This window comes from Novosphingobium sp. AP12, assembly GCF_000281975.1.
Classification (GTDB): Bacteria; Pseudomonadota; Alphaproteobacteria; order Sphingomonadales; family Sphingomonadaceae; genus Novosphingobium.
Map to the genome: position 1 here is coordinate 1 of NZ_AKKE01000160.1, position 25,081 is coordinate 25,081.

At 68.2% G+C, this 25,081-nt stretch carries 18 protein-coding genes; 6 read left to right on the top strand and 12 right to left on the bottom strand.

Translation table 11 applies throughout. The features are described from left to right. Positions 1-72: 72 nt before the first annotated feature. A complete protein-coding gene (locus PMI02_RS23065) occupies positions 73-1,194 on the bottom strand; it encodes a hypothetical protein (RefSeq protein WP_007687551.1) in 1,122 nt (373 codons plus the stop codon). A 170-nt stretch (positions 1,195-1,364) separates the two neighbouring features. After that, on the bottom strand, positions 1,365-2,693 hold the full coding sequence (locus PMI02_RS23070; protein ID WP_007687554.1) for a hypothetical protein: 1,329 nt from the start codon (positions 2,691-2,693) through the stop codon (positions 1,365-1,367). A gap of 321 nt (positions 2,694-3,014) precedes the next feature. Between PMI02_RS23070 and rpoB the strand changes: the two genes are divergently transcribed. From rpoB to PMI02_RS23085, 3 genes are all read left to right on the top strand, one after another. Next, a complete protein-coding gene (rpoB, locus tag PMI02_RS23075) occupies positions 3,015-7,181 on the top strand; it encodes a DNA-directed RNA polymerase subunit beta (RefSeq protein WP_007687556.1) in 4,167 nt (1,388 codons plus the stop codon). A gap of 157 nt (positions 7,182-7,338) precedes the next feature. Then, positions 7,339-11,631, top strand: a complete 4,293-nt coding sequence (rpoC, locus tag PMI02_RS23080) for a DNA-directed RNA polymerase subunit beta' (RefSeq protein ID WP_007687558.1) — start codon at positions 7,339-7,341, stop codon at positions 11,629-11,631. Between the two features lie 159 nt (positions 11,632-11,790). Continuing rightward, the gene (locus tag PMI02_RS23085) at positions 11,791-12,150 is read left to right on the top strand and encodes a hypothetical protein (RefSeq protein ID WP_007687560.1); all 360 of its coding nucleotides are present in this window, start codon (positions 11,791-11,793) and stop codon (positions 12,148-12,150) included. Between the two features lie 75 nt (positions 12,151-12,225). Here PMI02_RS23085 and ispG read toward each other — a convergent pair whose 3' ends face one another. Further along, a complete protein-coding gene (gene ispG / locus PMI02_RS23090; protein WP_007687562.1) occupies positions 12,226-13,353 on the bottom strand; it encodes a flavodoxin-dependent (E)-4-hydroxy-3-methylbut-2-enyl-diphosphate synthase in 1,128 nt (375 codons plus the stop codon). Positions 13,354-13,428: 75 nt separating this feature from the next. Between ispG and PMI02_RS23095 the strand changes: the two genes are divergently transcribed. Both PMI02_RS23095 and PMI02_RS23100 read left to right on the top strand, forming a co-directional pair. After that, positions 13,429-14,439: a zinc transporter ZntB gene (locus PMI02_RS23095; RefSeq protein WP_007687564.1), complete on the top strand. Its 1,011-nt coding sequence runs from the start codon at positions 13,429-13,431 to the stop codon at positions 14,437-14,439. Between the two features lie 63 nt (positions 14,440-14,502). After that, positions 14,503-15,777, top strand: a complete 1,275-nt coding sequence (locus tag PMI02_RS23100) for a cytochrome P450 (protein ID WP_007687565.1) — start codon at positions 14,503-14,505, stop codon at positions 15,775-15,777. Between the two features lie 3 nt (positions 15,778-15,780). On the opposite strand, the gene PMI02_RS23105 is transcribed toward PMI02_RS23100, so the two are convergent. From PMI02_RS23105 to PMI02_RS23145, 9 genes are all read right to left on the bottom strand, one after another. Further along, entirely contained in the window at positions 15,781-16,299 is a 519-nt protein-coding gene (locus PMI02_RS23105; RefSeq protein ID WP_007687566.1) for a GNAT family N-acetyltransferase, read from the bottom strand. Between the two features lie 31 nt (positions 16,300-16,330). After that, complete coding sequence (locus PMI02_RS23110; RefSeq protein WP_007687567.1) at positions 16,331-16,807, bottom strand: GNAT family N-acetyltransferase; 477 nt, start codon at positions 16,805-16,807, stop codon at positions 16,331-16,333. Between the two features lie 4 nt (positions 16,808-16,811). Then, complete coding sequence (locus tag PMI02_RS23115) at positions 16,812-17,732, bottom strand: RDD family protein (protein WP_007687570.1); 921 nt, start codon at positions 17,730-17,732, stop codon at positions 16,812-16,814. Then, a complete protein-coding gene (locus tag PMI02_RS23120; protein WP_007687572.1) occupies positions 17,729-18,754 on the bottom strand; it encodes a stage II sporulation protein M in 1,026 nt (341 codons plus the stop codon). The genes PMI02_RS23115 and PMI02_RS23120 overlap by 4 nt, the downstream gene beginning before the upstream one ends. Further along, positions 18,751-20,067, bottom strand: a complete 1,317-nt coding sequence (locus PMI02_RS23125) for a DUF58 domain-containing protein (protein ID WP_007687574.1) — start codon at positions 20,065-20,067, stop codon at positions 18,751-18,753. The genes PMI02_RS23120 and PMI02_RS23125 overlap by 4 nt, the downstream gene beginning before the upstream one ends. Further along, entirely contained in the window at positions 20,064-21,059 is a 996-nt protein-coding gene (locus PMI02_RS23130; protein WP_007687576.1) for a MoxR family ATPase, read from the bottom strand. Before PMI02_RS23130 ends, PMI02_RS23125 begins: the two co-directional genes overlap by 4 nt. Further along, complete coding sequence (locus tag PMI02_RS23135; protein WP_007687578.1) at positions 21,056-22,372, bottom strand: DUF4350 domain-containing protein; 1,317 nt, start codon at positions 22,370-22,372, stop codon at positions 21,056-21,058. The genes PMI02_RS23130 and PMI02_RS23135 overlap by 4 nt, the downstream gene beginning before the upstream one ends. Then, a complete protein-coding gene (locus PMI02_RS23140; RefSeq protein WP_007687580.1) occupies positions 22,369-23,028 on the bottom strand; it encodes a hypothetical protein in 660 nt (219 codons plus the stop codon). The genes PMI02_RS23135 and PMI02_RS23140 overlap by 4 nt, the downstream gene beginning before the upstream one ends. Positions 23,029-23,102: 74 nt before the next feature. After that, positions 23,103-24,002: a prephenate dehydratase gene (locus PMI02_RS23145; RefSeq protein ID WP_007687582.1), complete on the bottom strand. Its 900-nt coding sequence runs from the start codon at positions 24,000-24,002 to the stop codon at positions 23,103-23,105. Between the two features lie 121 nt (positions 24,003-24,123). Here PMI02_RS23145 and PMI02_RS23150 point away from each other — a divergent pair, with 121 nt between their 5' ends. Further along, entirely contained in the window at positions 24,124-24,783 is a 660-nt protein-coding gene (locus PMI02_RS23150; RefSeq protein ID WP_007687584.1) for a cytochrome c family protein, read from the top strand. Positions 24,784-25,081 lie beyond the last annotated feature (298 nt).

Genomic DNA, 25,081 nt, shown 5'->3' on the forward strand with positions numbered 1-25,081 from the left:
CGTGCCCGGCACACAAAAAGGGGGCGGCTCCGGTGGGAGCCGCCCCGCGGTGCCGGGCGTGACGCCGGCGGGTCAGGCGTCGATCAGGGCGGGCTTGGCAGGGGTGGTTTGACCGCCCGTGGTCTGGCTCGACGGCCTGTAGCTGCGGAAATCGAACGACCGGCTGCGCGCCTTGAGTTCTTCCTCGTGCTCGCGGTGCTGGAGCTGGACGCGGGCGCGGCGCATGCGCGACCTGCGCGAGGTGAAAGGGTTGTCCTCGTCCGGCTCCGCATCGACCATGCGGTCGAGCAGGTCGCGGCGCTCGTCGGCCGTTTCCGGCAGCGGCGATGCAGCCATGACGGCCGTGGCGGAGCCGGCGGCCACATGGCTCGGCGCATAGGCGGCGGGCATGGCCGGACGGACGGGCTCCTCTACGAAGGTGCCGCCGATCACTGCCGGGGCGACGTCCACGACAGGGGCCGGCTCTTCTGCGACTACCTCGGGTTCGTACTCGCCCTCGTCGTATTCATGGCGCGGCTCGCGGCGGCGGCGCATCGCGGCGATGCCAAGACCGGCGATGCCGAGCGCGGCCAGCAGGCCCGCAATGCCTGCGATCGGCAAGTCGGTCCCCTGCTCTGCGGGAGCGGCGGCGGCAGGCGGCGGGGCCGCATCCGCACGGGCCGGAGCTGGGGCAGCGGGCGGAACCGCTCCTTCGGCCAGAGCGCCGTCAGCGGCGGTGCCGTTGGACTGCGCGGTCGGCACGCTTGGCGGGATCGGAGCCGTTTCCGCGACCGGGGCAGGCGCAGCGCGGGGCGTGCGCATCGCGGTCCGGGCCGGGGCAGGCGCCCGTTCGGCGGCCGTTTCGGCGGGTGTTGCCGGCGGCGTCACGTCGGGCAGCACGACGGTCTGCTGCGTCGTCGGCGCGGCGGACTGCGGGGCGGGCTGCGGCGAAGTGCCGGCAGTCGTTGCGCTGTTGGGCGTGTCAGTTGGCGCGGTGGCCTCGGGCGGCAGGGTCACCGTGGGGGTCGTCGGCGTGCCGAGAGCAGCCTGCGCGGGCGAGCCGGTGGTCACGTCCTGCGGCAGCGACAGCGAGGGCGCTGCGACGGGGGCAGCTTCCTGCGCGCTGACCGCCGAAGCGGCCGGGATGGCGGAGAGCGCGAGGACGGCGGCAATCGCGGTCAGTGCGCTGGGCGAGTGGGTGACAGCGTGTTTCATGCAAGTGACAATGCGCCAAACGCACCGTTGGAGCCGAGATCGGGCCAAATACAGGATCAGTCGAGCCATCAGTTGCGACGAACCGATACTTGTGGCCCTTACAGTGTCATCTCGCGGTATTCCGTCGATTTACGCCAGATGAACGCGCCTTCTACCCGTTCATTTAGCGTTCACCCGGCTGGTCCGTCCCGGACGATCCGCGCGACCTGCCCGCCGATGTCGCGCGCCTCCCACAGCTTCAGGAACACGGTCAGGACGTGGAGGCAGTTGCGCGCGGGCTCGATTTCCAGCAGCGCCGGATCGCGTGGGCCGCTGGCCTCGGCGATCCCGGGGAAGCGGAACGCGACGATCTCGGGGAAAGCCAGAACCCGCGCCACCCCCATGGCGCCGATGTGGACGAGGAGATGCTGCTCCAGCGCCCCCGCGGTGATCGCCGGACCGCCCGCCAGCCGGTATTCCTCCACGAACAGCCCGAGCAGTTCGTCCAGGTGCATGTCCCACACGTCATGGTGCGCCGCCGAGAGCGCGCCCCACAGCGCCGAGCCCAAGGTGATCTGCCCGACCCGGCCCCAGTCGATCAGCCCGCAATGCAGCTTAGCGCCGTCGCGCCAGAAGAAGGCATTGTCTATATGCGCGTTCCAGTGATTGAGCGCGATCATCGCCGGGTCGCCGATCAGGAAGGCGCGAAGGGCCGCCTCGTTCTCCCGGATCGCCCGAGCCTCCCGCGCCATTCGGCTCAGGAACGCCTCCTCGCGTACGCGCGCGGGAAAATGTTGCGGGCAGCGCGTCACGAAGGCGCGCGTGTGTTCGAGCTCGGCGTCCAGCCCGGCGCGGTCGTAGCGGATCGGGTCGGCGCTTCCCGCCACCGGGTCGAACGGGAAGCGGCGCTCGATATCGGGCGAAAGGCGCCCGGCCTTGTGCGCCCCCGCCAGCCGGGCCAGCGCCGTCACCGTGGCGCGGTAATAGGGCAGCGGGTCACCGAGGGTCTCGAAGTCCAGCGTCTTGGGCCGGTGCGGCTCGATCGCCCCTTCGCCGAACGGCACGCGCGCAGTGATGACGAGGCCGGTGCCGCTGGCCATCTCGTAGTCGGCGAAATAGGGCTCCGCCACCGCGACGGGAAAGCCGGGCTGGCGCGCGAGGACCATGAACGGAGCCTCCGCCGCCATCTCGTATCGCCCGGGATGGTCGCGCCGCCGGTCGGCGAAATCGCGCGAGAACTTGACGAACAGGGCGCTGGTGAGCCCCGGGTCCGCCCTCGCCCATTCGACGTCGAGCAGGTACTTGGCACCTGTACTGCCGCCGGGGCAGCGTTCGAAGCGCACGATCCGCGCCGCCGCATTGTCGGCTGCAATGCTGCCGAAGCGCCGGAACGCCTCGGTCAGCCAGGCCGCGCCGCCTTCTGCCAGCGCGTCGGCATGGGCGGGTATGACGAGGCCGGTGTCGTCGCCCACCGCGCGGTCGAGGGTAATGGGCTCGGGGATCGGATCGGGCGCGCTCATGGGCGGCAGGTTATGTCATGAGGACGGGGGTTTGACACACCGCACCGGCGATCCTATATGGCGGCCTCGCTCGGTCGCTTCGAGCAAGACATGTCCATGCGCGGGGACACGTCCGGGAAGGAAGCGATCCGGGTCTCATCCGACGTGACAGGCTGCCGGCCGCAGGATCATCCCGCTCAGGGAATCCGCGGGCCGCGCGGCCTTTTCGCGTTTCGGATGACCTGCCTTGCGGCAGGCACACCGTCTCGCGACGACGACATTTTCCGGCCCGGTTCCACTCGCGAATCGGTCCTTCAAGAAGCGAAGAGGCAAGACCAGCTCATGGCCACCAAGCCCATCGAACCCGCTGCGACCACTGGGGCGCGTTCGCCCAAGAAGCGCATCCGCAAGATCTTCGGCGACATCCACGAAGTCGTCCAGATGCCCAACCTGATCGAAGTCCAGCGCGAGAGCTACGAGCAGTTCCTGCGCTCCGATCCGGCGACCGGCTACGTCTCGGGCCTGGAAAAGACGCTGCGTTCGGTGTTCCCGATCCGCGACTTCGCGGGCACCAGCGAACTGGACTTCGTCCACTACGAGCTGGAAGACCCCAAGTACGACGTGACCGAGTGCCGCCAGCGCGGCATCACCTACGCCGCGCCGATGAAGGTCACGCTGCGCCTCATCGTGTTCGAAGTGGACGCCGAGACCGAGACCCGCTCGGTCCTCGATATCAAGGAGCAGGACGTCTACATGGGCGACATGCCCCTGATGACGGAGAACGGCACCTTCTTCATCAACGGCACCGAGCGCGTTATCGTCTCGCAGATGCACCGCTCGCCGGGCGTCCTGTTCGACCACGACCGCGGCAAGACCCACGCTTCGGGCAAGTTCCTGTTCGCCGCGCGCGTCATTCCCTACCGCGGTTCGTGGCTCGACTTCGAGTTCGACGCCAAGGACATCGTGAACGTGCGTATCGACCGCAAGCGCAAGCTGCCGGTCACCGCGCTGCTCTACGGCCTGGGCCTCGATAGCGAAGCGATCCTCGACTACTTCTACCAGACCGTGACCTGGAAGCGCGGCGAAGGCGGCTGGCGCCTTCCCTACGTGCCGGAAGCATGGCGCGGCGCCAAGCCGGCCTTCGACATCGTCGACGCCAATTCGGGCGAAGTCGTGTTCGCGAACGGCACCAAGATCTCCCCGCGCGCCGCCAACAAGGCGCAGAAGGACGGCCTCACCGAGCTGCTGATCCCGACCGAGGAAATCTTCGGCCGCTATTCCGCCGTCGACCTCATCGACGAGAGCACGGGCCGCATCTACATCGAGGCCGGCGACGAAGTCTCGCCCGAGAACCTCGAAGCGCTCGACCACGCCGGCATCGACCAGATCGACCTGCTCGACATCGACGAGGTCAACACCGGTCCCTGGATCCGCAACACCATGAAGGCCGACAAGGCCGAGAACCGCGAGATGGGCCTCGAGGCCATCTACAAGGTCATGCGTCCGGGCGAGCCGCCGACCAAGGAAACCGCCGAAGCCCTCTTCGACGGCCTGTTCTTCGACGCCGACCGCTACGACCTCTCGGCCGTGGGCCGCGTCAAGCTGAACATGCGCCTCGGCCTCGACGCCGAGGACACCGTCACCACCCTGCGCGTCGAGGACATCCTCGCCGTCGTGAAGGAGCTTGTCGGCCTCAAGGACGGCAAGGGCGAGATCGACGACATCGACAACCTCGGCAACCGCCGCGTGCGTTCGGTGGGCGAACTGCTCGAGAACCAGTACCGCGTCGGCCTGCTCCGCATGGAGCGCGCCGTGAAGGAGCGCATGTCGTCGGTCGACGTGTCGACGGTCATGCCGAACGACCTCATCAACGCCAAGCCCGCCGTGGCCGCGGTGCGCGAGTTCTTCGGTTCCTCGCAGCTCTCGCAGTTCATGGACCAGACCAACCCGCTCTCGGAAGTCACCCACAAGCGCCGTGTTTCGGCCTTGGGCCCGGGTGGTCTGACCCGTGAGCGCGCCGGCTTCGAAGTCCGCGACGTCCACCCGACCCACTACGGCCGCATCTGCCCGATCGAGACGCCGGAAGGCCCGAACATCGGTCTGATCAACTCGCTCTCGACCTTCGCCCGCGTCAACAAGTACGGCTTCATCGAAACGCCGTACCGCAAGGTGATCGACGGCAAGGTGACCGGCGAGGTCGTGTACCTCTCGGCCATGGAAGAGCAGAAGCACACCGTCGCGCAGGCTTCGGCCGCCACCAACGAGGACGGCAGCTTCGCGGAAGAACTCGTCTCGGCCCGCCAGAACGGCGAGTTCGTGATGAGCCCGCGCGACCAGGTCACGCTGATGGACGTTTCGCCCAAGCAGCTCGTCTCGGTCGCCGCATCGCTCATTCCGTTCCTGGAAAACGATGACGCCAACCGCGCGCTGATGGGCTCGAACATGCAGCGCCAGGCGGTGCCGCTGGTCCAGGCCGACGCTCCCTTCGTGGGCACCGGCATGGAAGAGACAGTGGCCCGCGATTCGGGCGCCGCGATCTCGGCCGGGCGTGCCGGCGTGGTCGACCAGGTCGACGCGACGCGTATCGTCATCCGCGCCTCGGGCGATATCGAGGCCGGCAAGTCCGGCGTCGACATCTACCGCCTGCAGAAGTTCGAGCGTTCGAACCAGTCGACCTGCATCAACCAGCGTCCGCTGGTGAAGGTCGGCGACATCGTCCAGAAGGGCGACATCCTCGCCGACGGTCCCTCGACCGAGCTGGGCGAGCTGGCGCTGGGCCGCAACAGCCTCGTCGCGTTCATGCCGTGGAACGGCTACAACTACGAGGACTCCATCCTGATCTCCGAGCGGATCGTGAAGGACGACGTGTTCACGTCGATCCACATCGACGAGTTCGAAGTCATGGCCCGCGACACCAAGCTGGGTCCGGAGGACATCACCCGCGACATCCCGAACGTCGGCGAGGAAGCCCTGCGCAACCTCGACGAAGCGGGCATCGTCTACATCGGCGCCGAGGTTCACCCCGGTGACATCCTCGTCGGCAAGATCACGCCGAAGGGCGAATCGCCGATGACCCCGGAAGAGAAGCTGCTGCGCGCGATCTTCGGCGAAAAGGCCAGCGACGTGCGTGACACCTCGCTGCGTCTGCCGCCGGGCGTCTCAGGCACCATCGTCGACGTGCGCGTGTTCAACCGCCACGGCATCGAGGTGGACGACCGTACCCGCGCGATCCAGAACGAGGAAATCGACCGCCTCGCCAAGGACCGCGAGGACGAGCGTGCGATCCTCAACCGCGCCACCTACAACCGCCTCAAGGACATGCTGCTCGGCCAGACCGCCGCTTCGGCACCCAAGGGCGTCAAGAAGGGCGGCGAGATCGACGAGGAGCTGCTGGCCGAAGTCGAGCGTCACGAGTGGTGGAAGTTCGCCGTCGCGGACGATCACATGCAGTCGCAGCTGGAAGCCGTCAAAACCCAGTACGACGCCACCGTGAAGGCGATCCAGGAGAAGTTCGAGGACCGCAAGGAAAAGCTCGAGCGCGGCGACGAGCTGGCTCCGGGCGTGCTCAAGATGGTCAAGGTCTTCGTGGCGGTGAAGCGCAAGCTGCAGCCGGGCGACAAGATGGCAGGCCGTCACGGCAACAAGGGCGTCATTTCGCGCATCCTGCCCGTCGAGGACATGCCGTTCCTCGACGACGGTACGCCGGTCGACCTCGTGCTGAACCCGCTGGGCGTGCCTTCGCGCATGAACGTCGGCCAGATCTTCGAGACCCACCTGGGCTGGGCCGCGCGCGGCCTGGGCCAGCAGGTCAAGCAGGCCCTGGAAGACTGGCGCCATGCCAACCCGAACCCGGAAGCCGCCGCGCCGCCGGAAGCGGTTCGCCAGCGCCTCATGACGATCTACGGCGAGCACTACGCCGAGGACATCGCCAGCCGTGACACCGAGTCGCTGCTGGAACTGGCCAACAACGTCACCAAGGGCGTTCCGATGGGCACCCCGGTGTTCGACGGCGCGGTGGAAGCGGACGTCGCCGACATGCTGGAGCTCGCCGGCCTGCACAAGTCGGGCCAGTCGGACCTCTATGACGGCCGCACGGGCGACAAGTTCGACCGCAAGGTGACCGTGGGCATCATCTACATGCTCAAGCTGCACCACCTTGTGGACGACAAGATCCACGCCCGTTCCATCGGCCCGTACAGCCTCGTCACCCAGCAGCCGCTGGGCGGCAAGGCGCAGTTCGGCGGCCAGCGCTTCGGCGAGATGGAGGTCTGGGCACTCCAGGCCTACGGCGCGGCGTATACCCTGCAGGAAATGCTGACGGTGAAGTCGGACGACGTGGTCGGGCGCACCAAGGTCTACGAAGCGATCGTCAAGGGCGACGACACCTTCGAGGCCGGCATTCCCGAGAGCTTCAACGTGCTCGTCAAGGAAATGCGCTCGCTGGGCCTCAACGTCGAACTCTCGTCGGTCGACACCGACGAGGACGGCGTGGCGATCGCGGCGGAGTAAAGCCTGCCAGCCCGGCACGGGCCGGGCACATAATTCTCCCCTCCCGCTTGCGGGAGGGGTCGGGGGAGGGCCTGTGATGGCCGGACCTTCCACCGAATAGAAACAGGCCCTCCCCTAACCCCTCCCGCGAGCGGGAGGGGGAAATGGAGCGAAAACTATGAACGACCTTACCAAGTTCACGAACCAGATGGCGAAGCCCGAGACGTTCGACCAGATCCAGATCGGTCTGGCGAGCCCCGAGCGCATCCGCTCCTGGTCCTTCGGCGAGATCAAGAAGCCGGAAACCATCAACTACCGCACGTTCAAGCCCGAGCGCGACGGCCTGTTCTGCGCGCGTATCTTCGGTCCCGTGAAGGACTACGAGTGCCTCTGCGGCAAGTACAAGCGCATGAAGTACAAGGGCGTCGTCTGCGAGAAGTGCGGCGTCGAAGTCACCGTGACCAAGGTGCGCCGCGAGCGCATGGGCCACATCGAGCTGGCCGCCCCGGTCGCGCACATCTGGTTCCTGAAGTCGCTGCCTTCGCGCATCGGCCTGCTCCTCGACATGCAGCTCAAGCTGCTCGAGCGCGTGCTGTACTTCGAAAGCTACATCGTCACCGAGCCGGGCCTTACCCCGCTCGAGAAGTACCAGCTTCTCACTGAAGACGAGATGCTGGACGCCCAGGACGAGTACGGCGAAGACGCCTTCACCGCCGGCATCGGCGCCGAGGCCGTCAAGCACATGCTGATGAACCTCGACCTCGAGCAGGAGCGCGCGGACCTTCTCCAGGAACTTGAGACGACCAAGTCGGAACTCAAGCCCAAGAAGATCATCAAGCGCCTCAAGGTCGTGGAATCGTTCATCGATTCGGGCAACCGCCCCGAGTGGATGATCCTCGACGTCGTGCCGGTCATCCCGCCCGAGCTGCGCCCGCTGGTGCCGCTGGACGGCGGCCGCTTCGCGACCTCGGACCTCAACGACCTCTATCGCCGCGTCATCAACCGCAACAACCGCCTGAAGCGCCTGATCGAGCTTCGCGCGCCTGACATCATCGTGCGCAACGAAAAGCGCATGCTGCAGGAAGCGGTAGACGCCCTGTTCGACAACGGCCGCCGCGGCCGCGTCATCACCGGCGCCAACAAGCGTCCGCTGAAGTCGCTGTCCGACATGCTCAAGGGCAAGCAGGGCCGCTTCCGCCAGAACCTGCTCGGCAAGCGCGTCGACTACTCGGGCCGTTCGGTCATCGTGACCGGACCGGAACTCAAGCTGCACCAGTGCGGCCTGCCCAAGAAGATGGCGCTCGAGCTGTTCAAGCCGTTCATCTACGCCCGCCTCGATGCCAAGGGTCTGTCCATGACCCTGAAGCAGGCCAAGAAGTGGGTCGAGAAGGAGCGCAAGGAAGTCTGGGACATCCTCGACGAAGTCATTCGCGAGCACCCGGTCATGCTGAACCGCGCACCGACGCTTCACCGCCTCGGCATCCAGGCTTTCGAGCCCGTGCTGATCGAGGGCAAGGCGATCCAGCTGCACCCGCTCGTCTGCTCGGCCTTCAACGCCGACTTCGACGGTGACCAGATGGCCGTCCACGTGCCGCTTTCGCTGGAAGCCCAGCTCGAAGCGCGCGTGCTGATGATGTCGACCAACAACATCCTCTCGCCCGCCAACGGCAAGCCGATCATCGTGCCTTCGCAGGACATGGTCTTGGGCCTGTACTACCTGTCGCTCGACCGCGACGGCGAGCCGGGCGAGGGCATGAAGTTCTCGGACATGGCCGAAGTGCACCAGGCGCTTCACGTCGGTGCCGTCACGCTCCACTCGAAGATCGAGGCGCGCGTGCCGCAGACCGACGAGGACGGCCAGCAGTACATGGCGCGCTTCAGCACCACGCCGGGCCGCATGCTGCTCGCCGAGTGCCTGCCGCGTTCGCACAAGGTGCCCTTCGACGTCGTCAACCGCCTTCTCACCAAGAAGGAAATCGGTGACGTCATCGACCAGGTCTATCGTCACACCGGCCAGAAGGACACGGTGCTGTTCGCGGACGCCATCATGTCGCTGGGCTTCCGCCACGCGTTCAAGGCCGGCATCTCGTTCGGCAAGGACGACATGATCATCCCGGACAGCAAGGTCGCCCTCGTCGCCGAGACCAAGGAACTGGTCGCCGACTACGAGCAGCAGTACCAGGACGGCCTGATCACGCAGCAGGAGAAGTACAACAAGGTGATCGACGCTTGGAGCCGTTGCGGCGACCAGGTGGCGAACGCCATGATGGACGAGATCAAGGCCCAGCCGATCGATCCCGAGACGGGCCGCATGGCCCAGATCAACTCGATCTACATGATGAGCCACTCCGGTGCGCGTGGTTCGCCGGCGCAGATGAAGCAGCTCGCCGGTATGCGCGGCCTCATGGCCAAGCCGTCGGGCGAGATCATCGAGACCCCGATCATCTCGAACTTCAAGGAAGGCCTGACCGTCCTTGAGTACTTCAACTCGACCCACGGTGCCCGTAAGGGCCTGGCGGATACGGCGCTCAAGACGGCGAACTCGGGTTACCTGACCCGCCGTCTGGTCGACGTTTCGCAGGACTGCGTGGTCGTCATCGACGACTGCGGCACCGAGCGCGCACTGGAAATGCGTTCGATCGTTCAGGGCGGTTCGACCATCGCCTCGCTCGCCGAGCGTATCCTGGGCCGTACCCTGGCCGAGGACATCGTCGACAAGGAAGGCAACGTCATCGCGTCGAAGGGCCAGCTCCTCGACGAACCGGCGGTCGCCGCGATCGAGGCCACCGGCCTGCAGGCCGCGCGCATCCGCTCGCCGCTGATCTGCGAAGCCACGCAGGGCGTCTGCGGTACGTGCTACGGGCGTGACCTCGCCCGCGGTACGCCGGTGAACATCGGTGAAGCTGTCGGCGTCATCGCCGCGCAGTCGATCGGTGAGCCGGGCACCCAGCTGACCATGCGTACCTTCCACATCGGCGGTGCGGCGCAGCTCAACGAGACCTCGCACCTCGAAGCGATCAGCGCGGGCCATGTCGAATACCGCGACATCCCGACGATCGTCGACAAGCGCAACCGTCTCCTGTCGCTGGCCCGCAACGGCGAGATCGTGCTGTTCGACAGCGAGGGCCGTGAGCGCGCGATCCACCGCGTGCCTTACGGTACCGTGCTGCTGCACACCAACGGCTCCAAGGTCGAGCAGGGCGAACGCCTGGCCGAGTGGGATCCGTTCACGCTGCCGATCATCACCGAGACTTCCGGTATCGTGAAGTACCAGGACCTGATCGACACCCGCACGCTGACCGAGCATGTCGACGATGCGACCGGCATGACCAGCCGCGTCGTGACGGAAGACCGTTCGTCCAGCCGCGCCAAGAAGAAGGAGGACCTGCGTCCGCGCATCACCCTTCTCGACGACGCGAGCGGGGAATCGGCGCGCTACATGCTCGCACCGGGCACCACCCTGTCGGTCGAGGACGGCCAGCGGATCGAAGCGGGCGACATCGTTGCCCGTGCCAGCCGCGAAGCCGCCAAGACCCGCGACATCACCGGTGGTCTGCCGCGCGTCGCCGAACTGTTCGAGGCCCGCAAGCCGAAGGACAACGCGGTCATCGCCAAGGTCTCGGGCCGCGTCGAATTCGTTCGCGACTACAAGGCCAAGCGCAAGATCGCGATCATCCCCGAGGAGGGTGAACCCGTCGAGTACCTGATCCCGAAGTCCAAGGTCGTGGACGTTCAGGAAGGTGACTGGGTCAAGAAGGGCGACAACCTGGTTTCGGGCTCGCCCGATCCGCACGACATCCTGGAAGTCCTCGGCGTGGAAGCGCTGGCGGAATACCTGGTTGCGGAAATCCAGGAAGTCTACCGACTGCAGGGCGTGAAGATCAACGACAAGCACATCGAGGTGATCGTTCGCCAGATGCTGCAGAAGGTCGAGATCACCGACGGCGGCGACACCACGCTGCTGGCGGCCGAGCAGGTCGACTACGAGGAAATGGCCGAGTACAACGCCAAGCTCGCGCCCGGCCAGAAGCCGGCCGAGGGCAAGCCGGTGCTGCTGGGCATCACCAAGGCCTCGCTGCAGACGCGCTCGTTCATCTCGGCGGCTTCCTTCCAGGAGACCACCCGCGTGCTCACGCAGGCGGCAGTCGAGGGCAAGAAGGACTCGCTGATCGGCCTCAAGGAGAACGTCATCGTCGGTCGCCTCATCCCCGCCGGTACCGGCGCGGGCATGAACCGCGTCCGCGTGGCCGCCACCAGCCGCGACGTCGCCTTGCGCGCAGCAACCCGCCGCATGCAGGAATCGATGATCCTCGCCAACACGGCGGCGGAAGAGCACAAGGCCGAACTGGCCCGCGACGTGCGCGACGACCTGGGCGACAGCCCGCTCGCCGCGGTCGAGGGCGAGACCCACGGCACCGACGCCGACGCCGGTGACTACCTGAACCCCGAAGCGGCCGACGGCGCGGAATAAAGCCCGCCGCCACCCGCCTCGCAGGCAAACGAAAAGCCCCGCCGGAGCGATCCGGCGGGGCTTTTCTTGTGCGGCACGTGTCTCCCGTTCGGGGCGCACCGCCGCGCCGCTTGGGCAATCCATTTTCCTACAGATGGGCCGCTACGTTAGGCTCGCCGCATGACCCAGCCAGACCGCGCCCGCCCGCCCCGCCGCTCCCACGCCGAGTACCGCTGGACCAAGCCCAAGGTCCTCGCCTTCCTGCACGCATTGGCCCGCACGGGCAGCGTCGCGGCGGCCGCGCGAGCGGTGGGCATGGGGCGGCAGTCCGCCTACAAGCTCAGGGCAAGGCTGGGGCCGTCGTTCGCGGAGGTCTGGGCCGAGGGCCGCAGCCTCGCGGCCGATCTGCGCGCTTCGCAAGGCGACACCGGGTCGGCGTCACAAGGCGACACTTTTGCGGCGCAAGGCAACACTTCGCGCGTGCAAGGCGACAGGTTTACAGCGCAAGGCGACATTTTGGCGCCGCAAGGCGACAGGTAGGGGGCCGAAATGGGCCTCTTTCCCCCTGGACCGTGTAAACCGTGTAAACCTCATGTCGCCTTGCGAGGCGCCAGGTCACTCCGCCGCGATGGCTGCTTCTGCTTCGGCCGCTTCGATCTCGGCGGCCTTGGCCTCCACCAGCGACACGATGTGGTCGAGCATGGTTTCGCTCTGGATCGTGTGGTCGGAGACGCCCGAGAGATATACCATGTGCTTGCCGTTGCCGCCGCCAGTGAGGCCGATGTCGGTCTCGCGCGCCTCGCCCGGGCCGTTGACGACGCAGCCGAGGACCGAGAGCGACAGCGGGGTCTTGATGTGCTGGAGCCGCTCTTCCAGCGCCTCCACGGTGCGGATCACGTCGAAACCCTGCCGCGCACAGCTTGGGCACGAGACGACGCGGACGCCGCGGGTGCGCAGGCCGAGCGCCTTCAGCATCTCGAAGCCGACGCGCACTTCCTCCTCGGGCTCGGCCGAGAGCGAGACGCGCAGAGTGTCGCCGATGCCGGACCACAGCAGCATGCCCATGCCGATCGAGGACTTGACGGTGCCGCCGATCAGCCCGCCCGCCTCGGTGATGCCGAGGTGCAGCGGGCAGTCCACCGCGTCGGCAAGGCCCTGGTACGCGGCGACGGCGAGGAACACGTCGGAGGCTTTCACCGCCACCTTGAACTCGTGGAAGTCGTGGTCCTGCAGCAGCTTGATGTGGTCCATCGCCGATTCGACGAGGGCATCGGGGCACGGCTCGCCGTACTTCTCGAGGAGGTGGCGTTCGAGGCTGCCGCCGTTGACGCCGATGCGGATGGCGCAGCCGTTGGCCTTGGCGGCGCGCACCACTTCTGCGACGCGCTCGGCCGAGCCGATGTTGCCGGGGTTGATGCGCAGGCACGCGGCCCCCGCGTCGGCGGCCTCGAGGGCGCGCTTGTAGTGGAAGTGGATGTCGGCGATCAGCGGCACCCGCGCGGCGCGGGCAATCTCGCGGAAGGCGGCGGTGCTTTCCACGTCCGGGCACGAGACGCGGATGAGGTCGGCACCGGCATCCTCGCAGCGCCTGATCTGGTCGATCGTCGCGCCGGCGTCGGAGGTCAGGGTGTTGGTCATGGTCTGCACCGTGATCGGGGCGTCGCCGCCGACGGGGACGGTACCGACCATGATCTGGCGGCTCTTGCGGCGCTCGATGTCGCGCCAGGGACGGATGGAAGACATGGCCGTCCTATAGGCCCTCGCCGTGACGGATTGAAGCCGATTCCGTTCGGCCCGGAATTGAGGCATGGAAGTGCGATGATCGACGAAATGCTGACCGACGAGGACCACCCCGAACTCCCGCTCCTGTTCGGCCGGGTGCTCGACGGCAAGGGCGGCGCGCGCGAGATCGGCTGGGCCGACGCGCAGGTGTGGCAGGCGGGGAGCGAGGACGAGGTCCTGTGGATCCACCTGCTGCGCACCCATCCGGGCGTAGAGGCGTGGCTGGAGGATTGCCTTGGCGTGCCCGAGCCGACCGCCGAACTGCTCACCAGCGACGCCAGCCGCCCGCGCGCCTTCCGCGAAGGCCACTCGCTCGTCGCCACCCTGCGCGGCATCAACTTCAATGCCGGTGCCGCGCCCGAGGACATGCTCTCGATGCAGCTGTGGAGCGACGGCGCGCGCGTCGTCACCCTGCGCCGTGCGCCGCTCCAGACCCCGCGTCTCGTATGCAACGAGCTCGACGCAGGCGACGGACCGGTGGATGCCGGCTCGCTCGTCACCGCGCTGACCGAGCACCTGATCGACCGCATGAGCCACGCCATCGTCGACATGAACGCGATGATCGACGAACTCGACGACGACACGATCGAGAAGGACCCCGCCGAGACGCTGGACGACATCGCCAAGATTCGCCGCAACTGCCTTGCCCTCAAGCGCCACATGTCGCCGCAGCACGAGGCCCTGATCGCCATCGCCAACGGCGCGCCCGGCTGGTTCGAGGAGCACGACCGCCGCGAGATCGCCGAATCGATCGCGCGCCTGCGCCGCTATCTCGACGACCTCGACATCAGCAAGGAATCCGCGCTCGTCCTGCAGGACGACATCCGCGCCCGCGCCGCCGCCAACACCCAGCGCACCCAGTACGTGCTCGCCGTGGTCGCGGGCATCTTCCTGCCGCTGACCTTCATCACCGGGTTGCTCGGCATCAACGTCGGCGACATTCCGCTGGCGCACCAGGGGTCCCACGGGTTCTGGATCATCGCCGGGCTCTGCGGGATCATCCTCGTCGTGGAAATCCTGCTGCTGCGGCGGCTCAAATGGTTCTGAGCCACACTGGTTGACAGGCTGGCGATTCGCTAACACTCTGACGAAAACGTCTGGGAGAGATGTGTGTCAGACCGGCCCGACTACCCCGATTTCTACTCCGACCCCGAAGTGATCGACCGCCCGCGCGAGTTCTTCGCCGACCTGCGGACCCGCGCCCCGGTGCTGCGCGAAGGTTACCACGGATCGATGATCGTCTCGGGCTACGACGAGGCGAACGAGGTCCTCACCAGCCGCGACGGCACGTTCTCCTCGGTCGTCTCGGTGCTTGGCCCGCTGCCGGGCCTGCCGTTCGAGCCCGTGGGCGACGACATCGGCGCCCAGCTCGATGCCCACAAGGGCGAGATGCCATGGTGCGCCCACCTCGTCTGCTTCGACGGCGAAGACCACACCCGCCACCGCGCCCTGCTGACCAGCCTGCTCACCTTCAAGCGGCTCAAGGCCAACGAGGATTACCTGCGCACCCTCGTCAACCGGCTCATTGATGAGTTCGAGGAAGCCGGACGCTGCGAGGTCGTCACCCAGTTCGCCCACGCCACCTCGACCTACGCGATCAGCGACATCATGGGCATTTCCATGGAAGACCGAGCGGAATTGCTCGAACTGCTCGGCGCGCCGCCCAGCCAGATCGACGGCGATGCGGCGCACAAGATCGGGCCGGATCCGCTCGTATTCCTCAAGGAACGCTTCGACGGCTACATCCTCTCGCGGCAGGAGAGCCCGCGCGGTGACCTGCTGTCCGACCTCGCCAACGCGCGGTTCAAGGACGGCAGCGCGCCGTCCTACGAACGCCTCGCCGAACTGGCGCGCTTCGTGTTCGGCGCCGGGCAGGACACCACCTCGCGCCTCATCGCCATGGCCATCCGCGTGCTGGGCGACCGTCCCGATATCCAGGCGAGGCTACGCGCGGAGCCGGCGCGTATCGGCGATTTCATCGAGGAGACGCTGCGGATCGACCCGCCGGTCAAGGCCGTCTACCGCGTCGCCCGCAAGTCCACGTCTATCGCCGGGGTGGAGACGCCCGCCGGCACCGTGGTCAACGTCAGCCTGACGGGCGCGAGCAACGATCCCCGCCACTTCGCCGAGCCCGACCGCTTCGACATCGACCGCGGGTCCTTGCGTGACCACATGGCCTTCAGCCGCGGCAGCCACGGGTGCATGGGCGCGCCGCTCGCCCGGCTGGAAGCGCGCGTGGCGATCGAGGAACTGCTGCGGCGGACCAGCGACATCCGCATCGACGAGGGCCGCCACGGCCCGCCGGGTGCCCGCCGCTATGATTTCGAGCCGACCTACAGCTTCCGCAACATCGCGCGGCTGCACGTCGAGTTCGAAGCGGCCTAGCCGTCAGCCTGCCAGCACCCTGGCGAAGAGGAACTCCTCGTCGCGCTGCTCGCCGACCATGAAGTGAATGTCGGCGACCTTCTCGAAGCCATACCGGGCGTAGAACTTCTGCGCACCGGGGTTGTCGGCATAGACCGAGAGCTGGATTTCGTCCGCGCCGTACCCAGCCGCTTCCTCGAACGCCCAGTCCATCAGGCGCGCGCCGATGCCCTGGCCGGTCGCGCCCGGCGCCGTGTAGAGCTGCTTCAGTTCGATCACCCGGTCACCGCGCGCGTGGTCGGGCCAGCCGCAGTCCATCACCAGCTTGCAGAAGCCGAGCAGCTCACCGCCGTCTTCCGCCAGAGCGACGCGCAGGCGCGGGTCGGCGACCTCCCTTGAAACCTTGGCTTCGCTGTGCGAGCCTTCGAGGAAGTCGGCGAGGTCGTCGGGCTTGTAGAGGTGGCCGAACTTGGCGACGAAGCTGTCCGCGCCGAGGCTCGCGAGCGAGGCGGCGTCGGCCGGGAGGGCGATGCGAATGTCCATGCCGGCACTTATGGCGCGCTGCCGCCCTGCGTCAATCTCGGCGAAGTTCCAGCGTCATGCATATCGAGAAATCGTCCGAGACGTAGTTCCCGAAAGGCGCGCACTCGGCGAAACCATGCGCGCGGTACAGCCCCTGCGCAGGCTGGAACGGCTCCGGCCGGCCGGTCTCCAGACTGACCCGCGTATATCCGCGCGAGCGCGCCTCCTCCAGCAATCGCAGCAGGATCGCCCGGCCCACGCCCTTGCCGCGATAGGCAGGCGCCACCCGCATCGACTTGAGTTCGCCTTGAGTGTCATCGAGGTGCTTGATCGCGCCGCACCCCGCCAGGGTTTCGCCGTCCCAGGCCGAGAAGAACGCGACGTCGGGTTGGCGCAGGCGCTCCGCCGGCATGGCATGGACGCTTTCGGGCGGCGACCACTGGTGCATCTCGTCGAGGTGCAGCTGGAGCAGGGCCAGCACGGCCTCACCGGTCAGGTCGTCGGGTTGGATGCGCAGGTCAGGGGTCATGGTCCTAGTGCCCGGAATGCTTGTCGGCCTTGCGCCGTCCCATCCGCATGCCCGCTTCGAGCCGGGCCCGCAACTGGGTGTAATAGTCCGAGAGGAAGCGCCGCTCGTCGCCCCAGCCGTCATTGCGGCCGATCTTGGCGGCGATGGTGTGGTAGACGGTTTCGATGGAGTCCGCCCGGTCCTCGCGCAGGACGCGTTCGAGCGATTGCAGTTCGAACTCACCGTAGACGGCCAGCTCCGCGTCCTCGAAACGGAACTTGTGCGTGGGCGCGGCCTCCTCGCCGGGCGGCGCCTGCTGGACGGTCATCGCCGCCTCCAGCTTCTGGCGCGGGCGTTCGAGCACCCAGCTTCCTGCGATGACGTCGCCCGCCCGCAGCCCGTCGCGGTTGAACAGCGGGAACAGCATGAAGATCGCGAACCAGCCGGTCGCCGCCAGCCACGCCATTCCGCTCTCGGCACCGGCCATCATGATGAGCGGGATCGGCAGAAACAGCTCGATGTCGCGCAGGAGGTTGCGGGCGATGACCATTTCGGCGGTCAGGCGGCCCCCGTCACGCGCGGCGATGCGGATGCCGGTGAGCCGCTTGCCCGGTGTCGCCCCGCGGGGGCCGAGCTCGAAATAGAGGAAATAGACGTTGCGAAACAGGAACATGATGACGATCCACACGATCATCAGGAACTGCAGCACCTGCGCCCCCGCGCCGCCGCCCTTGGCCTCGCGCATGAACTGACCGGCGCCGCCTGCGATCTGCGCGAGAGCCAGCGTCGAGCCGATCATGAGCAGGGCGATGAAGATCAGGTCCAGCATCAGCGCACCTGCCCGCGCTCCGCGCCCGGCAACGGTCACCGGCAGCGAAATGCCCTCGGGCGTGAGGAGGATGCGCTCCTTGCGGGTGCGGGCGCGACGGATCGCGGCGGCGTTCACCGGCGGCGTCCCGCGTTGCCCCGGAAGGCGAAGAAGTAGGCGCACCACGCGGCCAGCATGAAGCCGCCGATGGCGAAGCGTCCGAAGGTGTCGTCGACGAGCTGGCGCGCGAAGCCCTCGAGCAGCGCGGCGACCACCAGCATCAGCACGACGCCGGTCATCACCACCGCCGAGCGGCGCCCCGCCTCCGCCGTCGCCTGGAGGACCGGGCGGTCGCCGGGGAAAGCCAGCGCCCGCCCGATGTGGAGGCCCGCCGCGCCTGCGAGGAGGATGGCGAACAGCTCCGTCGTGCCGTGTACGCTGATCCAGCCGGCGAAGTCAGGGAGCAGCCCGGCACCGTTGTAGAGCCACGCCATCGCGCCGAGCAGCGCCAGATTGTGGACCAGCAGCAGCAGCGTGGGGATGCCGAACGCGAAGCCCAGCGCGAAGGCGAGGATCGAGACCTGCGCGTTGTTGCTGAACAATTGCGCGGCAAACACGCTCATGCCGTCCTGCTTGGCATCGCCGAACAGCGTGCCGCGCAGGGCCTGCGCGCTGGCACCGGGCACGCGCGGCCCCGCCATTTCGCGCGACATCAGCGAGAAGTACCACTCGGGATCGTGCGAGACGAGCAGCCAGCCCACCGCGACGCCCGCGACCATCACCGCCAGCGCGACCACGATGTCGAGCCCGATCGCCCGCACCGCCGCGCTCCACCCGCCGCCAAGGAAAGTCCGCAGCCACTCGGTGAGCGAGGAACGCGGGCCGTAGACGACGAACCAGGCGCGCTGCACCAGCGCCTCCAGATAACTCAGCGTCGCGGCGTCGAGCGAGGTTTCGCGCGCGATCGACAGGCTGGAGGCGACGGTGCGGTAGAGGCCGGGCAGCGCTAGCAGGTCGTCGTCCGAGATGCCGCGCAGGCGGCCCTTCTCCATGCGCGTGACGATGGCCTCTAGCCGCTGCCAGTCGGCCTCTCGGTCCATGCGGAAGCGGTCGGAGCGCAGCGCGGCGACCTCGATGGCGTGGGTGGTAACGGCGTTCATCCGATCGCTCCCGAACGCTTGATGGCAAGGTAGGCGTCGAGCAGCCGCGTGCCGATGGTGCGCCAGGGGGCCTCCACCACGTCGACGCCGATCTGGCGCAGGCGGCGGGTGACGAGTTCGCGCTGGCGCAGCAGCATGTCGGCCGAGACCGCCATCGACAGCGTCTCCATGTCGTCCGGCGCGGCGGCGGAGAGGTCCTCCAGTTCGTCGTCGGCCATGGTCACGAACAGCACGACGTGGCGCTGGACGAGGCGGCCGATGCTCTCGATCATCAGTTCGGCGCTGGTCGGGTCGGTGAATTCGGAAAACACCACGATCAGCGAGCGGCGCTGCAACCGGCTCGCCAGCGTTGCCAAGGCCAGCGTGAAGTTGGGCTCCTCCGAGCGGTATTCGAGGCCGGCGGCGGCGCGCTGCAGGCGGTGGAACTCACCGCTGGCGGCAATGAACGGGGTCGAGACCTCGGGCCGCGAGGCGAAGCCGAACAGCGAGACGCGGTCGCCGCCCTTCAGCGCGACGAAAGCGGTGGCAAGCGCGGCGGAAACCGCGCGGTCGAGCCCGGGCATGCCCGCGATCGGCTCGCACATCGCCTGCCCGCAGTCGAAGGCGAAGACGATCTGGTTGTTGCGCTCGGTCTCGTATTCCTTGGCGTAGAGGTGGACGTGGCGGGCCGAGCTTTTCCAGTCGATCCGGCGGCGGTCCATGCCGGGCTGGTACTCGGCGAGCGATTCGAACTGCGTACCCTCGCCCCGGATGCGGCGGGCGAGCAGGCCGTACTGCGCGTCCTTGAGGAAGGTCTGCAGCGTGGGCGAGCGGACCGCGGCGATGTTCGGCCAGACGCGCACCGCCTTGTCGAGATCGCCCAAGATTTGCCGCGCGCCTAGGCCCAGCGGCCCGGTCCAGCGCAGCCATGCACGGGTGACGCGGCCGGTGCCGCGCCGCGTGGCGGTGAAGGCGCCGGTGCCCGTCCAGCCCTCTTCGCCGGGCACCAGCGGAAACACCATGCGCCCGCCGGGAGCGAGGCGGGGGTCGCATTCGAGCGCCATTTCGGCGCGCGAGGGCCTGCCGCCCCGGAAGCGCACGTCGGCGCGCATCGCCTCGCCTTCGCCGACCTCGATGTCGGCGGGCACGGCAACGCGCAGATCGTCCGCGCGCCCAGCCAGCAAGGCATCGACCACCACCAGCACCAGAACCGCGAGGCCCGCCACCGGAGCGATCACCCACAGCCCCGGGCTCGCCGCGCCGATCACCAGCGCCACCGGCGCCGCCAGCGCCAGCAGCACCGCCGCGCGGGCCGTGGGGACGATGGGGCTCAACGCGGCGCTTCGGTCTGTTCGACGAGCTGGCGGACCAGCGCCTCGACCTGCTTGCCCTCGATCTCGGCGGCGGGGCTGAGCAGGAGGCGGTGGCGCAGGACGGCGGTGGCGAGCGCCTTCACATCGTCGGGCACCACGTAATCGCGCCCGTCGAGCGCGGCGCGGGCGCGGGCAGCACCGGCGAGCAGCACGGCGGAACGCGGGCTCGCGCCCGAAGAAAGGTCGGCGCTCTCGCGCGTCGCGCGCACCAGCCGGACGACGTAGTCGGTGACGCTGTCCGCCAGCTTGACCGTGCCGACGGCGCGCGTCGCCGCTTCCAGCTGGGCCGGGCTGACGACGGCCTCGATGCCCACTTCGGCGGGAGTGGGCGCGCCGCGGTTCTCCCCGTAGCGGGTGACGATCCGGCGTTCCTCCTCGGCGCTGGGATAGTCGACCAGCAGCTTGAACAGGAAGCGGTCGAGCTGGGCCTCGGGCAGCGGGTAGACGCCCTGGCTCTCGATCGGGTTCTGCGTGGCGACCACGGTGAAGTGCGCGGGCAGCTTGTGCGCGGTGCCGTCGAGCGTGACGCGGCGCTCCTGCATGGCTTCCAGCAGCGCCGCCTGGGTCTTGGGCGGGGTGCGGTTGATCTCGTCCGCCAGCAGCAGATCGCAGAAGATCGGACCGTGGGTCAGGGTGAACTGGCTGGTCTGGAAGTTGAACAGGTTCGAGCCGAGAATGTCGCCCGGCATCAGGTCGGGCGTGAACTGGATGCGCCCGAAGTGCAGCCCCAGCGAGCCCGCGAAGCACTGCGCGAGGAAGGTCTTGGCGGTGCCCGGAGGCCCTTCGAGCAGCACGTGGCCGCGCGCCATCAGCGCGATCAGCAGGTGGTCGATCGTCTCGGCCTGCCCGACCACGCCCTTGGCGACCTCCGCGCGGATGGCCTGCGCCAGCACGGCGACCTGCCCGATCCCGGCATCGATGGGGGCCTGATCGGGGGAAGCAACGTCGGTCATCGGATCAGCATCCTTTCGAGCGCGTGAAGATCGCGCGCGGCTTTCAGAAGGTCGTGGGGGCGCCGCGCGGCCCTGAGGCGCCCGGCGATCACGGAGAAGGGTTCGGCCTCGGGCCGGCGCGCCGCGAGTGCCCGGTCTATCGCGGCGTCGGTGCGCTCGGCCTCGATGTTGCGCGGCAGGGCGAGCGACTGGACCAGACGCTCCCGCGCGCGGTCGGCATAGGGCGTGCCCAGCAGATGCCAGCGGCGGGTGCGGCGCACGAAGCCGGCGGCATTGCTCACCAGCGCACGCTTGCCGAAGGCGATGGCGCGCTCGGGCGCGAGCGGCGGGCCGAAGCGCAGGAACGCGCGCCAGCCGATCACCAGCGCCGCCAGCAGCAGGCACAGCGTCGCGGCGAGGAACGGCGGCGTGAACGCCAGCGTCAGCAGGTTCTGCGAGCGGCCGTAACCCGGCAGCGTCATGTCGAAGGTCACCGCCTGACCCGGCTCGACGCCGCTGGCGAGCACGAGCATTTCGGCCAGCCGCGCGTTCTGGACCCGGGCCATGCCGTAGTTGTCGAGAAGGTCCGGCTCGAAGACGATGATCGTGGGGTAGAGGTCCTCGTCCTCGCCCGAGTGCAGCACGCGGTCCTGCGCCATGTCCTCGAGGCCCGGATAGGAGCCGCCGTCGTCCATGTAGCCCGCGAGCGTGAGCTTGTCGTCCGGCGTCGCGACGATGCGCACAAGGCCGGTCCCCGCGCCGGACAGCACGGCGCGTCCGGTGGGCAGCACGCCGGCAAGCCCTGCCGCCTTCCACCGAGCCCGCGGCCCGGGAACGCGGGTGATCTGCACCGAAAGCTCGTCGAGGAAGCCGCGCCACTGCGGCGGCACGGTTCCGTTCAGCCGCACCCAGCCGGTCTTCGCCTTCGCCTGCTGCTCGCGCATGGGCTGCGCCGCCTGCCACTTGGGCGCGACGATCAGCGTCGGACCGACGTAGCGGCGGCGCGCGACGATCTTCTGGATCTCCTCGCCGTCGGCATAGGCGGGCGGCGTCAGCACGAGCAGGCCCGGCCGGTCGAGCGCGCCTGCGTTGCGGACGCTGTCGACCTCGTACCCGCGCCGCTCGAGATAGCCGGCCAACGCCGCATATCCGTTGAAGCCCTTGCCCTCGGCATGTGCCTGGCCGTCGTTGGCCGAGCCCATGCCGGTGCCGCTGGCGATCATCCACAAGAGCGCCACGAACAGCGCCGAGCCCAGCAGCACGATCGCCAGCACCGCCCAGCGCGAGAACGGGTTGGCGCCGACCGCGACCGGCGGGTGGGTGCCGGCGCTCATGCCCTGAGCTCGATCTGCGCGAACTGCGCATAGGCGGAGCGCGCGGCATTCCAGTCGTCGGCGTCGAGATCACGCAGCGCGAAGACCGCGCGCTCGACCCGCGTGGCGATCACCGCGAAGGCGCGGCGTCCGGCCTCGGGAAGCCGGGGCAGCACTGCGATTTCACGCGCGGTGGAGGAAGCGCTGAGCCAGTCGGGCCGGGTATCGCGGATCTGGCGGACACTGCGGCGCAGCAGGAGGTGCGCGGCCTCGCCGTAGCGACCTTCGCGGGCGAGCCGGTCGGCATCCTCGAGCAGGGCGACGGCCTCGGCGCGGTCGGGCGTCCAGTGGACTTCCTCGACCTCGGGCGCCCGATTGCGGCGCCGGTCCAGCAGCGGCTCGACGACGAGGCGCCAGAGCAGGAACAGCGCGAGGCACGCGCCGATCGCGATCAGGACCCATTGGAAAACCGGCCACGACATGCCGAGCAGCCGCCCGATCGGCTCGAACACCGCTTCGAGGAAACGGCCGAGCGCCTTCAGCCATTCGGGCGGGCCCTCGGGCTGTACCACCTTGGGCTCGGCCAGCGGGACGTACTGGATGTCGGCGGCATCGCGCACGGCTCGCCAGTCGGCATCCGCTCGCGCGGTCGACCCCGCCCCCTGACCTACGCGCATCGTCACGAGGGCAAGATTGCATGCGAGTCCGGGCGGCGCAAGCGCTTGCGGGCCCGTGTTATTCGCCTGTCGTCCTAGCCCCGAGCCCGCGCCCGGCGATAGCTGCCCAGCGGCCGCACGTACTTGCAATGGAATGCCAACTCCTGCAGCGCCGTGTCGACGCGGGGGTCGCCCGGCGCGCCTTCGATGTCGGCGTAGAAGGTGGTGGCGGCGAAGCTGGCGCCGATCTGGTAGCTCTCCAGCTTGGTCATGTTGACGCCGTTGGTCGCGAAACCGCCGAGCGCCTTGTAGAGCGCCGCGGCGATGTTCTTCACCTCGAAGATGAACGTGGTCATCGCCGGCTGGTCCCTGAGGTCGAAGGGATCGAGCGGCTCGCGCGCCAGCACCACGAAGCGCGTGGTGTTGTCGGAGGCGTCCTCGACGTTCTGCTCGATGATATCGAGGCCGTAGAGCTCGGCGGCCAGCTTGGGCGCGATGGCGCAGGAGGCCGGGTCGCCCGCCTCGCGCACCAGCGCGGCGGCGCCGGCGGTGTCGGCATAGGCCATCGGCACGATGCCCCGCTCCCGCAGGTAATGGCGCGACTGGCCGAGCGCCTGCGGGTGACTGTAGGCCGCCTTGAACGGACCTTTCGCGCCGGGAAGCGCCATCAGGGCGTGGTGAATCGGCATGAAATGCTCCCCCACGATCGACAGCCCGCTCTCCGGCAGGAGGAAGTGGATGTCCGCCACGCGGCCGTGCTGCGAGTTCTCGATCGGAATGATCGCCCGCGCGGCGCGCCCTTCCTTCACCGCCTCCAGCGCGTCCTCGAACGAAAAGCACGGCAGCGGCAGACAGTCCCCGTCGTATTCGAGCGCGGCGCGGTGGCCGTTGCAGCCCGGCGCGCCCTGCAGGGCGACGGCCAGATCGGGTTGCGCGAGGGCGGCGGCTTCCATTTCGCCGACGAGGGCGATGGCGGGCTGGGGATAGACATTCATGACAGCCGCGCGATTAGGCGGCTGCTGCGATATCCGCAATGGGCCTTGCGCTCGATCAAGGCGGACATTAGAGCCCCAAGCCAACAGGATGAGCTATAATTAGCCGCAGGGGCATGCACGAATGGACGATCGTTTCAATACTATCGCCGGCTGGACTCTATTCTCGGGCATCGTCGGCCTGGGATTGACCATTGCCAGCGGGATGTACTTCCAGGCCGACAAGCATCATGCCCCTCACACGGCGGGCTATCCCGTCGAAGGCGTCGCCGAGAAGGGCGAAGGCGCGGCGGACGTTCCGATCGCGACCCTGCTCGCCAGCGCCGACCTCGCCAAGGGCGAGGCGACCTTCGCCAAGTGCACCTCGTGCCACACGATCAACGCGGGCGGCGCCAACGGCATCGGCCCGAACCTCCACGGCGTGGTGGGTGAAGCGGTCGGCCAGGGCGTCGGCGGCTTCGCGTTCTCCGACGCGCTGAAGAGCAAGGGCGGCAACTGGACCTTCGACGCGCTGAACGAATGGCTCAAGAGCCCCAAGGCATACGCGCCTGGCACCAAGATGACCTTCGCCGGCCTCTCCAAGCCGGAAGACCGCGCCAACATCATCGCCTACCTGAACTCGCAGGGCTCCAACCTGCCGCTGCCCGCCGCCCCGGCTGCAGGCGCCGCGGCCCCGGCCGCCGGCGCGGATGCTCCGGCAGCCCCCGCGGGCGAACCCACGGGCCAGCCCGCCGGGCCGGCCGGCGTGGCCGACCATGCCGTGGGTGCCGTATCCGCGCCCTGAGGGCGCTCCGCGCCTGATATGAAATCCGGCTCTGCCGGTTGAAAACGGTCCGCAAGCGTCGCCGAGTCGCTTGCGGGCCGTTTTCGTCTTTTGGAGTTCGGCGGAAAAGCTGCCTTCCTCGGCAACCGGACACACGAAAACGCCCGCTGGCGAGCGCGGGCCTTACGCCGGAAAACGTGCGCGAAAAACGTCGGATCGGCGTCACGGGCGCCCATGCTTGAGGGCGCGGGTACTCGTAGTGGGTTATGCCTTGCGAGCGGGCGCCGGGTAGAGGCATGGTTCAGCCCGGCTTGACCTG